The organism is Bradyrhizobium sp. HKCCYLRH1034, assembly GCF_051168375.1.
GTDB lineage: Bacteria > Pseudomonadota > Alphaproteobacteria > Rhizobiales > Xanthobacteraceae > Bradyrhizobium.
The window spans coordinates 33,678-46,681 of record NZ_JBNPUW010000007.1; the positions used below are offsets into that span (position 1 = coordinate 33,678).

11 protein-coding genes are annotated in these 13,004 nt (G+C 65.9%); 2 read left to right on the plus strand and 9 right to left on the minus strand.

The genetic code is table 11. The features are described from left to right. Positions 1 to 18 precede the first annotated feature (18 nt). Positions 19 to 1,047 (minus strand): TRAP transporter substrate-binding protein, encoded by a 1,029-nt coding sequence (locus ACQR0W_RS17915; protein ID WP_315711928.1) that lies wholly within the window; start codon positions 1,045 to 1,047, stop codon positions 19 to 21. Positions 1,048 to 1,511: 464 nt separating this feature from the next. On the opposite strand from ACQR0W_RS17915, the gene ACQR0W_RS17920 reads away from it, so the two are divergent. Next, positions 1,512 to 2,351 carry a hypothetical protein gene (locus ACQR0W_RS17920; protein WP_315827608.1) on the plus strand — a complete coding sequence of 280 codons (840 nt, stop codon included), beginning with the start codon at positions 1,512 to 1,514 and terminating at the stop codon, positions 2,349 to 2,351. A 60-nt stretch (positions 2,352 to 2,411) separates the two neighbouring features. Here the strand turns inward: ACQR0W_RS17920 and ACQR0W_RS17925 are convergent, their stop codons facing one another. From ACQR0W_RS17925 to ACQR0W_RS17950, 6 genes are all read right to left on the minus strand, one after another. After that, on the minus strand, positions 2,412 to 3,881 hold the full coding sequence (locus tag ACQR0W_RS17925) for an ATP-binding cassette domain-containing protein (RefSeq protein ID WP_316172035.1): 1,470 nt from the start codon (positions 3,879 to 3,881) through the stop codon (positions 2,412 to 2,414). 8 nt (positions 3,882 to 3,889) lie between these two features. Beyond that, entirely contained in the window at positions 3,890 to 4,819 is a 930-nt protein-coding gene (locus tag ACQR0W_RS17930) for a branched-chain amino acid ABC transporter permease (RefSeq protein ID WP_315751553.1), read from the minus strand. A 2-nt stretch (positions 4,820 to 4,821) separates the two neighbouring features. Next, entirely contained in the window at positions 4,822 to 5,697 is an 876-nt protein-coding gene (locus ACQR0W_RS17935) for a branched-chain amino acid ABC transporter permease (protein WP_315751552.1), read from the minus strand. Positions 5,698 to 5,772: 75 nt separating this feature from the next. Beyond that, positions 5,773 to 7,005, minus strand: coding sequence for an ABC transporter substrate-binding protein (locus ACQR0W_RS17940; RefSeq protein WP_315711922.1), 1,233 nt, complete (start codon positions 7,003 to 7,005; stop codon positions 5,773 to 5,775). Between the two features lie 310 nt (positions 7,006 to 7,315). Beyond that, on the minus strand, positions 7,316 to 8,041 hold the full coding sequence (locus ACQR0W_RS17945) for a site-2 protease family protein (RefSeq protein ID WP_316172034.1): 726 nt from the start codon (positions 8,039 to 8,041) through the stop codon (positions 7,316 to 7,318). Beyond that, a complete protein-coding gene (locus tag ACQR0W_RS17950) occupies positions 8,038 to 8,856 on the minus strand; it encodes a DUF2167 domain-containing protein (RefSeq protein ID WP_316216115.1) in 819 nt (272 codons plus the stop codon). The genes ACQR0W_RS17945 and ACQR0W_RS17950 overlap by 4 nt, the downstream gene beginning before the upstream one ends. A 358-nt stretch (positions 8,857 to 9,214) precedes the next feature. On the opposite strand from ACQR0W_RS17950, the gene ACQR0W_RS17955 reads away from it, so the two are divergent. Further along, the gene (locus tag ACQR0W_RS17955) at positions 9,215 to 10,036 is read left to right on the plus strand and encodes a hypothetical protein (protein ID WP_315711919.1); all 822 of its coding nucleotides are present in this window, start codon (positions 9,215 to 9,217) and stop codon (positions 10,034 to 10,036) included. Positions 10,037 to 10,118: 82 nt separating this feature from the next. Here ACQR0W_RS17955 and ACQR0W_RS17960 read toward each other — a convergent pair whose 3' ends face one another. Beyond that, a complete protein-coding gene (locus tag ACQR0W_RS17960) occupies positions 10,119 to 11,048 on the minus strand; it encodes a hypothetical protein (RefSeq protein ID WP_316187119.1) in 930 nt (309 codons plus the stop codon). A 242-nt stretch (positions 11,049 to 11,290) separates the two neighbouring features. After that, positions 11,291 to 12,751 carry a GH1 family beta-glucosidase gene (locus ACQR0W_RS17965; protein WP_315711917.1) on the minus strand — a complete coding sequence of 487 codons (1,461 nt, stop codon included), beginning with the start codon at positions 12,749 to 12,751 and terminating at the stop codon, positions 11,291 to 11,293. Positions 12,752 to 13,004 lie beyond the last annotated feature (253 nt).

Sequence of the window (13,004 nt, forward strand, 5' to 3'; positions counted from 1 at the left end):
TCCGGATCACGCTCGAGGTTACGACAGCTTGCCGACGGCCTTTTCCAGCAGCGCCCAGGCCTCGTCGCCATACTTGCCCTTCCACTCGGCATAGAAGCCGGCGGTACGCAGCTTGTCGCGGAACGGCGCGACGTTGGGCTGATTGAAGGTCAGGCCCTTCGACGCGAGCTCTGCTTGCAGGCCGGCATTGAGCTTGGCGACGTCCTCACGCTCCTTCACGGCGGCCGCGTTGATGTGCTTGGCGACGATCGCGCGCATGTCGGCCGGCACGGCCTCCCAGGCGCGGCGGTTCGCCAGGAACCAGAAGCCGTCCCACATGTGGTTGGTCAGCGAGCAGTATTTCTGTACCTCGTAGAGCTTGGCGGTCGAGATGATCGCCAGCGGGTTTTCCTGGCCCTCGACCACCTTGGTCTGCAGCGCCGAATAGACCTCGCTGAAATTGATCGAGGCGGGCGCGGCCTCGAACGCCTTGAACATCGAGGTCCACAGCGGCGACACCGGCACGCGGATCTTGAAGCCCTTGAGGTCGTCGGGCCCATTGATCGGCTTGGTCGACGACGTCGTCTGACGGAAGCCGTTGTCCCAGATCTTGTCCATGACCACGAGGCCGGCCTTGTTGATCTGGCCGCGCACGTAGGCGCCGAGATCGCCGTCCATGGCCTTCCAGACCGTGTCGTAGTCCGGGAACGCGAAGCCGATGCCGTTGATCGACGCGGCCGGCACCAGGGTCGCCAGGATCAGGCCGGACAGCGTGAAGAACTCGACGCCGCCGGAGCGGATCTGGCTCAGCATGTCCGTGTCGGAACCGAGCTGGTTGTTCGGGAAGATCTGCAGGTCGAACTTGCCGGCGGTCTCGGCCTTGATCGCCGCCGCCATCTCCTTGGCGCGGACGTTGAGCGGATGGGAGTCGGGCAGGTTGTTGGCGTATTTGTAGGTGAACTCGGCGCTCTGCGCGCGCGCCACATGCGGCACTGCGACGGTGCCAATTCCACCCAGTACGGCTGTCGCCGCGGAGGCCTTCAACAGCGCGCGTCGTGACAGGCTCATGCTCGTTTCTCCCTGGAGAAGCTTCTTCTTGTTGCATCGCGCCGCCGCAAGCATCGCCGGACGAATCCAGCGACATCAGCGACGTCGTCTGCGCTTATTGCAGCGATGGGCCGCAGCAGCAATATCGGCGTTCGCAGCAGGTCATGCGCAGCGCGAGTCTCGGCCATGGCGAACGGCCCGTCAGCTCGGGCTGGACGGGGGTTCTGAAGGGCCCGCGGCTGCCGCAAATTCGAGGATTTGGCGCCAAGTCGTTGAACTCGCTACGCATATAAATATTCCATAATATACCTTATGCGAATAGGCTATGGGCGACTGCCTGACGGTGGAAGCCGCACATCGGCCCGCCCAGCGCACGTCGGCGCCTGTGCGAAATCGCCCCCGCCTCGTCACCCCGCAGTCTTCGTTTGGTCAAAGCCCAGAGGTCAAAACCGCATCCTTCAGGATTGGGCACGGGCGTATCGTGAATGGGATCCGAAGACATGCCAGTTCAGTCGACGTCGAAGGAAGTTGATCCGGGTGATGTCGCGCTGCCGCCTGACGACGCTGTCTGCGAGGAGATCTATCAGCGGGTGCTGGCCGAGGTGCGCGCACGTATCGATCAGCGGATCGCCGACATCGAGGCCCAGGCCGCCGCTGATGCGGTCGAGGCTATCGAACCCGCTGCAGGCAGCGAACACGTGGAAACGCCTCCTCCGGCCCGGCGCCGGCCCGTATTGCGGGCCATGATCACGCTGATGGCGTCGGCCGGGCTCATCGGCGCTGCCATCACCCTGGCGCGGGACCATACCGAGACCATCACCTCCGTCACCGACCGGATCGAAGCGGCGGTTCAATCCATCCGGCGTGAGAATGCTCAGGCGGCGAATCCGCCGGTGGTGGCACTGGAGACGGCGGCGAACGGATCGAGTGCGGCCGAGACGGCCCCTGCCTCACCATCACCATCCGTTTCACCAACACCGGAGACGTCATCGGCATCGACGTCAACGCGCGCCAGCGATCCATCCTCCGCGATGGCGGAGGCTACGCCGGAGCATGACGTGCCGTCTGCTCCCGACCGGGACGTCGCGCCGCTGATCGACAAGATCGCGCATGACGTGGCCGAACTGCAGAGCGGGTTTCAGGAGTTCAAGTCCAGCCAGGAGCAGGCCAACCGCGATCACGCCAGGGCGATCGAACAGCTGCAGGCCAGCCAGGACCAGCTCGCACGCGCGTTCCGCGCAGCGAAGACCGAGCCGACGACCGTCGGCGCCGCGGCGCGCCTTGCGCCCCGGCCGCCACAGGCGCGCCCGCCTCGTTTCCCGTAGCTCCGAACTCATGAGATCCGGGCAGGGAGCAGGGACGCCCCTGCTCCCTGCCCCCGTCCCTCACAGATAGTTCGCCGCGGCTTCGGCCTCGAACCGATCCGGCGGGCCTTCCCAGACGATCTTGGCATGATCCAGCACGTAGACGCGGTCGGCGTGCGGGAGCGCGAAGGTGACGTTCTGTTCGCCGAGCAGCACCGTGATCTTGGTGGTCTCGCGCAGTCGATCGAGCGCCTTCGACAACGTCTCCAGGATCACCGGCGCAAGTCCGAGCGTCGGCTCGTCGAGGATCAGGAGCTTCGGCTTCATCATCAGTGCGCGCGCGATCGCCAGCATCTGCTGCTCGCCGCCGGACAGCGTGCGCGCCAGCTGCGGCTGCCGCGACTTGAGGATCGGAAACAGGCCGAACAGCCATTCGAGCCGCTCGGCACGCTCGGCGTCGGACAGCGCATTGCCGCCGAGCTCGAGATTTTCGCGCACGCTCATGTCGCCGAACAATTCGCGCGTTTCCGGACACTGCACGATGCCTGAGCGGGCGATCTGCGCCGCCGTGCCGCCGGCAAGGCTGCGCCCTGCCCACTTCACGTCGCCCGAATACGGCACCAGGCCCGAGATCGCGTTGAACAGCGTCGTCTTGCCGGCGCCGTTGAGGCCGACGACCGAGACGAACTCGCCCTCATGGACGTGCAGCGAAACGTCCTGCAGCGCCTGCGCCTTGCCGTAGAGCACGCCGACCTTGTCGACCTGCAGCGCCGGCGTGACGTCCTTGAAGCTGGCCTCCGGCCGCGCGGTCGAGACCAGCGCGCCGCCGAGATAGACCCGGCGGACGGTCTCGTCCTGCATCACCTCGGTCGCCCTGCCCTCGGCGATCTTCTCGCCGAGATACATCGCCAGCACGCGGTCGACCAGTGCCGACACGCTCTTGACGTTGTGGTCGACCAGCAGCACCGCGTGGCCGTCGTCGCGGAATTCGCGGATGAGCTCGGAGAAGTCGGCGACCTCGGACGCCGTGAGGCCGGCGAAAGGTTCGTCCACGAGCACCAGCTTCGGGCTGCGCGCCACCGCCTTCGCAAGCTCGAGCCGGCGCAGATCGGCAAATGCCAGCGTCGGCGGCCGCCGGTCGATGACGCCGCCGAGGCCGACGCGCTCGGCGATCGCGCGTGCGCGCGCATCGACGTCCTTGTCGGCGAACAGCCGCGTCAGCTTGTCCGGCAGCAGTGCGACCTTGATGTTCTCCAGCACGGTCTGGCGCGCCAGCGGCCGCGAATGCTGGAACACCAGCCCCACGCCCATGCGCGCGATGCGGTGCGACGGCAGGCCGGCGAGCTCGACGCCGTCGAGCCTGACCGAGCCCGCGGTCGGCCGCTCGACGCCCATGACGCTCTTCATCGCGGTCGACTTGCCCGAGCCGTTCGGCCCGATCAGGCCGAGGATCTCGCCGGGCCGGATCGAGAAGCTCAAATTCTTGACGGCGACGAGGCCGCCGAACCGTTTGGTGAGGCCGTTGACCTCCAGCATCGGAGCGCCGCTCATGCCTTGCGTCATGCCTTGGCCCCTCCCCTGATCATGCCGAGGAAGCCGTCGGGGAAGAACAGGATGACCACGAGCGCAATCACGGAGACGATGAGGGTCGCGAGCTCGCCGAGCGGTCGCAGCAGCTCGCCCATGCCGATCAGGAAGATCGCGCCGATCGCGGCGCCGATGACGGTGCGACGGCCGCCGAGCACCGCGGCGATGATGATCTGCACGCCGACGCCGACATCGACAAAGGTCGAGACCGAGGCCGTGCCCATGTAGAACACCATCAGTGCGCCGGCGAGCCCGGAGAAGAACGCGCTGACGACGAAGGCGGCGAGCTTGTGCTTGGTGACGTTGAAGCCGAGCGCGCCGGCCTGGATCTTGTCCTGCCCGCTCGCCTGCAGGATCAGCCCGATGGCGCTGCGCGACAAGCCGAACAGGATCGCACCGCTCACCAGCATGAAGCCGAGCGCGATCCAGTAGTTGGTCTTGGCGTCGATCGAGATCACGTCCGGCACGGCGAGGCCGATCTCGCCGCCGGTCAGCCCCGCGGCGACGACGATGAAGTTCTGCAGCATCAGCACGGCGACCAGCGTCGTCAGGCCGAAATACGGCCCGCTGACGCGCAGCGCCGGCAGCGCCAGCACGACGCCGCCGACGACCGCCGCCAGGGCGCCGGCGGCGATGCACAGCCAGATCGACAGGCCCGGCGAGAAGTGCGCATCGAGAATGCCGGCCGTATAGGCGCCGACGCCGATCAGGAAGGTCGGTCCGAAATTGACCTCGCCGGCGAAGCCGAACAGCAGGTCCCAGGACATCGCGAACACGGCCGTGTAGTACGCGACCGTCAGCAGCCCGAGGACGTAGCCTGAGACGTAGGCCGGCAGGACCAGAGCCACGATCACGGTCAGGAGTGCGATCCAGAACAGCCGCGACGTAACGAATGCAGGCATGCTCACCTCCGTCCGAACAGCCCTTGCGGGCGCAGATACATGACGACGACGAGCAGCAGCAGCGCCGGGATCGTCCGGTAGGCCGGCGAGATCAGATAGGCCGTTCCGGTCTCGAGATAGCCCACCACATAGGCCGCGATCAGCGAGCCCGACACGCTGCCGAGGCCGCCGAGCACGACGATCGAGAACGCGCTCGCCGTCAGCGGCCCGACGCTGTAGGAGCTGACCCCCAAGAACATACCGAGCAGGATGCCGGCCACCCCCGCCAGCAGGCCGTAGATGGCCCAGACGGTGAGGTAGATCGACGATAGTTCGATGCCCAGCAAGGTGACGCCGCGCGGATTCATCGACGCCGCCATGACAGCCTTGCCGCGCCTGGTGCGGTTGACCAGGAACCACAACAGCCCGATGGCGACCCAGCAGATCACGGCGGTGAAGTATTCGTTGCGTGGCGTGCGCACGCCGAACACCGTGGTGACGCCCTCGACGATCGGCAGCACGGTCTTGGCATTGTTGGTGAAGAAATATGCGATCGCCTCCTGGATGATGATGCCCCACAGCAGCGTCGCGGTCAGGATGAAGATCTCCTTCTCCGATTCAGCAATCACCTTGGAGCGCTGGATCGGCCTGACGGCGATGAAGTAGGTGGCGAAGGCCAAAATGAAGCCGGCGAGGACTCCGATCAGCGCGCCGGTGTACGGCCCGACACCGAATTCGCTGGCGGCAGCCCAGGCTGCAACCGCGGCGCCGACCATGATGGCGCCGTGGGAAAGGTTGAGCACGCCCGAGACACCAAAGATCAGTGTGAAGCCGGTCGCGCCGAGGGCATACAGCGCGCTGATGGCAAAGCCATCGATCAAGATCTGCCAGAAAAGCATTGAAAATCGACCTGCAACGTCAGACTGAGGCACCAAGAAAATGGGCCGCTCCTTGAAGGAGCGGCCCGCGATGCGTCAGTTGCTGGCCGCCTTGAGCTTGATGAAGGACGGCCAGGTGGCGGTGCCGGCGGCGAGCTCCTTGGGCCAGACGTTGACCTGCTTGCCGTTCTGCCATTGCAGCATCAGCCCGGTGATGTAGCCCTTTCCGGTCCGCAGCGCGTGCGGGTTCGGGTCGCCCTTCGGCTTGAAGGCGATGCGGCCGATCGTCCCGACATAGTCGGTCGCTTCCATCGCCTCGACCATCTTGTCGGGATCGGTGCCGCCGGCCCGATGGATCGCATCCGCGATCATGTAGACGTCGTCATAGGAGGTGTAGCCGGCATAGGACGGGAAGTTTCCGAACTTCTTCTGATAGGCCTCCACGAACGGCAGCGTCTTTGGCGTTACCGCGACGCCCGGTCCCGACACGGCATTGTACATGACGCCCTCGACGGCGCCGTTGGTGTCTTTCCAGAAGGTCGAGTTGGTCGCCTGCGAGGAAATGCCGAACATCGGGATCGGCACCTGCTGGCTCTTCCACTGCACGGTCGGCTGGGTGCCGACATGCGAGATGCCGGTGATCATGACGTCCGGCTTCAGGCCCTCGATCTTGTTGAAGATCGGCGTGAAGTCGGTGGTGTCAGGCGACATGCGGATGTGGTCGACGACCTTGAGCCCGATCTCCGGCAGGCATTTCTCGTAGCCGGCGTCGAGCGGCGTCGTCCATGCCGCGTCCTCGCTCATGATCACCGCGGTCTTCATCTTGTAGGGCTCGACCAGCAGGTCCTTGGCCGCGTCGCAGACGAGGCCGGCCAACGAGGTCGAGGTCAGATAGCCGTGGAAGGTGTATTTGAGCTGGTCGTAGTTCTTGGCGATGTTCTGCGTGATGACGTCGGACGCTGCACCGGGCGTGATCATCAGCGTCTTGAGGCGCCCTGCCCACGGCTCCAGCGCCAGCACGACCTCGGAGATGTAGCTCGCGATGACCGCGTTGACCTTGTCCTCGCTGACGGCGCGCTGGAAGGCCCGCACCGATTCCGCCGAGGAGGAGTGATTGTCGTAGACGACGATCTCGATCTTGCGCCCGTCGATGCCGCCCTTGGCGTTGATCTCCTCGGCGGCCAATTGCGCTGCGGGTGCGATCGACGAGCCGGCGACGGCCTGTGCCTCGGAGATGACACCGATCCTGATCGGGTCTGCGGCCCAGGCGGCCGAGGAGACGAGCGCAGTTGCGCAGCTCGCAAGCAAGATGGACTTGAGCGAAATCATGAAACCTCCCGAATCCTTATGCCTCTGACGGGCAGGCTCGACTTTGGTCTCCCACATGCCAGTGAGCAAGGGAACATCCCGAGACGTGCTCTGCGCTCAGCGCATTGTGATAGCGCGCCGCGCTCATGGCTCATTGAATATCTCGCAGGACTGCATGGTTCCTGCGCGCCGCCCAAATATATCCGCTGCATTGCAGCAGCGGAAATTCCGAGTTGAAGAAGGCCATGTCCTTACGACGGGGCGCTTCCTTACGACGAGACGGTGCCCTTTGACCTACATGAAGCTTCTCGACTGAAGCGGCAACCTCAACTCAACCAAACTGACGCACGTGCCCAAGCATCTCGTGCACGTCGTAGGTCATGACGGCGAGAAGCGCCGCGAGCGCGAGATAAGTCCCGGCATATTCGAGCTTCGTCTGCAGCGTCGTGCCATAATAGGCGACGTTCTCGGGCGCGCCGGGATCGTAGCGCCAGGCCTTCATCAGTTGCGGGGCTGCGAGGATGGCGATGATGATCAGCATCGGGCTCGGCCGATAGAGCATCAAGGCCAGCAGCATGGGAACGCCAAGCAGCCAGATGCGCGGACTCAGCACGCTGGTGACGCGGCCGCCGTCCAGCGGCGAGATCGGCAGCAGGTTGAACAGGTTGAGGAACAGGCCGGAATAGGCGATCGCAAGCAGCAGATTGCTGTCGTCCGATCGCGCCCACAGATAGACCGCGAGCGCGGCCGCGGTCCCGACCAGCGGACCGGCGAGTGCCACATAGGCCTCCGTCTCGACGTCGACCGGCTGCTCCTTGAGCGCGATCCAGGCGCCGACGAACGGGATGAAGGCGGGAGCGCCGACGTCGAGGCCGCGCTGACGTGCGGCGACGTAGTGTCCCATCTCATGGGCAAACAGGAGCGCAATGAAGCCGGCCGCATAGCGCCAGCCCCAGATGCCGGCATAGACGACCAGCGACAGCAGCATCGTGCCGCCGCTCATGGCGAGCTTCCCCCATTTCAGGCCGGAGAACAGGATCAGCAGGAGACCCTTCACGTCGGCCCGCCCGCGTTGTCGCCGCGCGGCTTGCGGCGCAGGAAGTTCATGACAGCGGCCCCGGCGCCGACGACGGCGAAGATGATGATCTTGGCGAACTTCAGGACGAACGCACCGGCCAGCGCCAGCAGCCCGAGCTTCTTCGCGGCAACGCCGCCGACCAGCGCCAGCAATCCATATTCGGCGATCCGATCCGTGCTGGCACTGAAATCCTCATAACGCTTGCCAGCATTGTAGGAGAGATCGGACAGCAGCTCGTGCGCCACCGCCTTGTCGCCCGCGATCCGCTCCGAGCCGGACAGGAGGTTCAGGCTGAAATAGCCGTCACGCCCGAGTGCGTAGGTGTTGTAGTTGACGTTCTTCGGCGCATCGTCGGGCTGGCCCTTCTCCTTGGCGAGCAGCGACCAGACGAGACGATGCGTCGTGGCGTCGTAGGCCGGCGGCTCGACCCAGCCGACCACGGCCATTTCCGGAAATCCGCGCGCCGCACGGTCCTTGTTCGCCTCGTCGGCGCCGGCGCGAAGGTTGCTCAGCAGATCGTCCGCGTTCCAGCTCTTGGCGTCGTCGTCTTTGATGTAGCCTTCCTTGATGTGCTTGATGACCACCATCCAGTCGTCGTTCTGGCGTCTGCCGACGACCAGCCCGACGAAGGTCGCGTCGTTGACGACGTTGCCGAGCGCGCGAAGGACCCGCAGGCCTTCGTTCTTCGGGACGTAGAAGTAGTCGGCCGGCAGCTTCAGCGTGCCCTGGTCGATCAGCACGATGTCGCTTGGTCCGTCGGTGCCCGCTTGGCTCGCCGCCTGCCAGGCCGCCATCAGTTCAGCCTTGCGCGTGGCCTCATCCAAAGGCACGGCCTGCGCGTGAGCGGACAGGACGACGAACGCTGCGCACAACATTGCGCGCGCAATGACAATCAAGCTTTGCACCGGCCCCAATCCCCCCAAGAACATCGGTCGGATAGTACCTCGAAGGCTCGGCAGCGCGCAACAAGAGGGCGATTCAGGCCTCTCGAAGCGATCGACTGGCGCTGCAGCGAGGGAGAGATGGTCCGAAAAGGCCCCCTCCTCGTCACGACGCTGTCTTGCTTTCGGCCAAAGCGGCGGGTCGAGTCACGTTTGAAAATTCAAAGAGAACATCGGCGTCGGCGGCGGGCCAAGGGTTTGGGGATCAGCAATGCAGTCCACACAGAACGTGCAACAGATTGATCAGAGCGAGATCGGCCTCGCCCCTGGGAAGCCCGAGAAGACAAGCTATGATCAACTGTACCGGCGGGTCCTGCGTGAGGTGCTGACCCGGATCGATACGCGGCTCGCGGCGATCGAGAGGCCCGGCGTGGCGGCGGATGCCGCGGCGGCAGCGAGCACGAGCGGGGCGGCAGACGCCGGGGCCAGCCGCTGGGCGCGGATGAAGGCACCGCTCGGCAGGCTGCGCGGGCGCAACGCCGTGGGTCTCGCTCTGCTGGTCGTGCTGGTCGGTGGCTCGGTCGCCTGGTCGCAGCGCGACGCCGGCACCTCGCTGATGGACCGCTGGATGCCGGGCGCCAGCGAAGCGCCGCAGGACGAGGCGTCAGCCCAGCAGGGCAGCGAGGATGCCATGATGTCGAATGCCTCGCTGAGGGGAGCGGAAGACACCACCGGCCCCCGCGAGCCCGCGACGTTGATGCAGAGGATGGCGCGCGACATCGCCGATCTGCAGCAGGGCATCGAACAGATCAAGTCGACGCAGGATCAGGCCAGCCGCGATCACACCCGCGCCATCGAGCAGCTGCAGGCCGGCCAGGATCAGCTGATGCGTCTGGTGTCACGAATGTCCAACCAGTCGGTGCAGGCACGCGGCACGGTCCCCCCAGGCCCGCCCCAGCAGATCATCGTGACGCCGCAGCAGCGGACCACCACGGGAATGGCCCGGCCGCAGCCGGCGCAGCCGCAGGGCTCGACGTTCGGGACACTCTTTACCCGCAACACCTCGGGCATTCAGCCGCCGATGCCGCGTTGATGGTGTGATCGGCCGTGCTCACCGGTGGCGGTCTTGGCCGCCGCCGATCCGCGCGCTTGCCGATCGGCCCCTTATCGGCCCGTTACGAGCAGGTGTGAACGCGCCCGTCGTAGCCGCGGTAGATGCCCTTCTCCGCGTCATAGGTGCGGAAGCTCTTGCAGTTCACACCCCGCCTCTTCGCCTCCCGCTTGATTTCGCTCTTCGGCTTGCGGGCCCGGTGCTCGCGCTTGGCGGGCTTGGCGTCGTCCTCGGCATGTTGGGCATGCGCGTGGCCGTGCCGTCCGGGCTTGGCCGACGGGGACGCGGTGTCCTGCTTCGCAGCCGCCTTCCCCGGCGTGGCCGCGGAAGAAACTGCGGCCGGCGGCGCGGATGTCTTGGGCTCGGCCGGCGCAACCGCGGGCTTCACCTCGGCGGCGGCAGCCGGCTTTTCGGCGGGCGCCGCGGCTGCGGGCTTGCTCTCCGCAGCCTTCTCTTCGGCTTTCTCCGGTGCGGGCGCGTCCTTGGCGACGGCGGCGGGCTGAACGGCCGGAGCGGGCTCTGCCGGTTTCGACTCGGTCACGGCCGGCTTCTGGCCGACGTCGGTGCCGGAGTTCGGTTCGACCTTGGTCTCGGATTTGGCCTCGGCCGGCTTGCTCTCGGCCGCAGCATCCGTCGCGGTTTTTTCGGTTGATACTTTGTCCGCCGGCTGCTGGCTCGCGCTGTCTGTGGCCTGAACGGGCTTGGTGTCCGCAGCGGCTGGCTCGCCGGGCTTCTCGGCCGTCTTCTTAGGCTCGGCCGCAAGCTTGCCGGCGGCATCCGAGGGCTGCTCGGCGGGCCTAGTTTGAGCAACCGCGGGTTTCGGCTCGGACTCTACGGGCTTTTCGGCCGTCGGCGCGGCAGACTGCTCCGTGGCGGGCTTGGCCGCATCGTTCGCGGCTCCCTGGGCCCAGGCGCTGGAGCCAGCGATCACTCCGAGGACGCAGAACAGAACGCCCGCGCGGACGGCTGGCGGACAAACAACGGAAACTTGCATGCTGGAAAACTCGCTTGAGGGGCCGGCAGATTGCCGGTTTACGTCATCGGCAGCCAGCTTTCGCCACGAAAACGGCATGCGCGCAAAAGAGTCGCACGAGGTGTGCTTTCCGCATCATGGATTTGCAATCGCGACGTGAAGGCCGGCGCGCCGACACTCAATGCGTCGGATGCCGACGGCACATCGGCCGCCTGAATGGCGCGGACTGCGCCCGACGGGACCCCGGGTGGCGTCGCGGCGCTTCACGCGCTCACGGCGTTGCGGCTGATCACGTGATGGTAGTACGACGCGCTGAGCTTGGGCGTGCGCACCTGGGTGTCGAAGTCGACGTGATAGATGCCGAAGCGCTGCTTGTAGCCGAACACCCACTCGAAATTGTCCAGCAGGCTCCACAGGAAGTAGCCCTTCACGGGCACGCCCTCGGACGTTGCGCGCTGCAGCTGGGCGAGATAGTTGCGCAGATACATCACGCGGTCGAGGTCGTGGACCTTGCCATCGGCGGTCAGCTTGTCGTCCGAGGAGGTGCCGTTCTCGGTGATGTAGATGGTCTGGAGATTCCAGATCTTGGCGGCGAGCTTCGGCACCCAATAGGCCGTCTCCGGACCGACCAGCAGCCAGGGTGAGCTCATGTGCGGGAACGAGGACGGCATCGGCAGCACGTCGAATCCGGCCGCGCGGTCCGACGCGACGACATAGGCTTGCGGCGCGTAGATGTTGAGGCCGACGAAATCGACCGGCGCCGAAATGATCTTCAGTTCGTCGGCGGTGAATTTCGGCGCATCCTTGCCGGACCACGCCAGGAAACCCTCCGTGTAGCGCCCCTCGAGGATGACGTTGAGGAAGCCGGCATTCAATTCGCGCGTCGCGATCTCGGCGGCGCGGATGTTCTCCGGCGTGTCGATCGCCGGCAGGCAGGCCGTGATGTTCTCGGCCATGCCGACGCGCATGCCGGCGCGCCCGCCGGAGCGGATGGCCTGGACGGCGAGACCGTGCGCCAGCGCCACGTGATGGCGCGCCTGGTTGACCTGCTGCTGCGGCAGCTTCAGCCCGGGCGCGTCGACGCCGAGGCCATAGCCGAACGGAACGAAGCGGCCGCATTCGTTGATGGTGAAGATGGTCTTCACACGGTCGCCGAGATGCTCGGCGACGTAGCCCGCATAGTGCGCAAAGGCCCTGGCCGTGTCGACCGAGAGCCAGCCGCCGACCCGGTCCTGCAGCGCCTGCGGCAGATCCCAATGATACAGCGTTGCGTACGGCGTGATGCCGTTGGCCAGGAGCTCGTCGACGAGGCGGTTGTAGAAGTCGAGGCCCTTCGGATTGGGAGTCAGCCCCCCGTCGGGAAACAGCCGGGGCCAGGCGATCGAGAACCGATAGGCCCGGCAGCCGAGCTCCTTGATCAGCCGCACGTCGTCCTTGTAGCGGTTGTAGTGATCGCAGGCGACGTCGCCGGTGCTGCCGTCCTCGATGTTGCCCTGCAAATGCGTGAACACGTCCCAGATCGACGGCCCACGGCCATCGGCCGTGGCCCCGCCCTCGATCTGGTACGACGACGTCGCCGTCCCCCACACGAAATCGGCGGGAAACCGCCGCCCGGCATCCTCCTTCACCGCGCCCTCCTCCGCTTGCGCCGGGCCATTGGCCGCCCCGAGGGCGGCCAGCCCGGCCAGCTTTGCAAGATCACGGCGGGAGACGTCGTTCGGCATTGATGAACCTCAAACCTCTGTTGCTATCGTGCCCGATCGGGACGGCGAAAGCATTACGAACCATATCTGCGCTCCGATTTGAACAGCCCGAGGTGGCGGCAAGGGAGCGGCCTCGATCACATCTGCGTCCGGAATCGGCGCGTCAAAGACCGACGGCGCCGCGCTCGGCATTGTGACCGCCGCACGGCTGCGGCGGCGTTGAAACGCGACTGCTCGCACCGTCGGTTTGTAACGTCCTCGGCTCGACAGCGGT

What these genes read in the sequence shown, in the direction of transcription:
- ACQR0W_RS17915 (WP_315711928.1), bottom strand. Translation starts at nt 1,047, where the DNA reads ATGAGCCTGTCACGACGCGCGCTGTTGAAGGCCTCCGCGGCGACAGCC.
- ACQR0W_RS17920 (WP_315827608.1), top strand. Translation starts at nt 1,512, where the DNA reads ATGGGATCCGAAGACATGCCAGTTCAGTCGACGTCGAAGGAAGTTGAT.
- ACQR0W_RS17925 (WP_316172035.1), bottom strand. Translation starts at nt 3,881, where the DNA reads ATGAGCGGCGCTCCGATGCTGGAGGTCAACGGCCTCACCAAACGGTTC.
- ACQR0W_RS17930 (WP_315751553.1), bottom strand. Translation starts at nt 4,819, where the DNA reads ATGCCTGCATTCGTTACGTCGCGGCTGTTCTGGATCGCACTCCTGACC.
- ACQR0W_RS17935 (WP_315751552.1), bottom strand. Translation starts at nt 5,697, where the DNA reads ATGCTTTTCTGGCAGATCTTGATCGATGGCTTTGCCATCAGCGCGCTG.
- ACQR0W_RS17940 (WP_315711922.1), bottom strand. Translation starts at nt 7,005, where the DNA reads ATGATTTCGCTCAAGTCCATCTTGCTTGCGAGCTGCGCAACTGCGCTC.
- ACQR0W_RS17950 (WP_316216115.1), bottom strand. Translation starts at nt 8,856, where the DNA reads ATGGCGGCCTGGCAGGCGGCGAGCCAAGCGGGCACCGACGGACCAAGC.
- ACQR0W_RS17955 (WP_315711919.1), top strand. Translation starts at nt 9,215, where the DNA reads ATGCAGTCCACACAGAACGTGCAACAGATTGATCAGAGCGAGATCGGC.
- ACQR0W_RS17960 (WP_316187119.1), bottom strand. Translation starts at nt 11,048, where the DNA reads ATGCAAGTTTCCGTTGTTTGTCCGCCAGCCGTCCGCGCGGGCGTTCTG.
- ACQR0W_RS17965 (WP_315711917.1), bottom strand. Translation starts at nt 12,751, where the DNA reads ATGCCGAACGACGTCTCCCGCCGTGATCTTGCAAAGCTGGCCGGGCTG.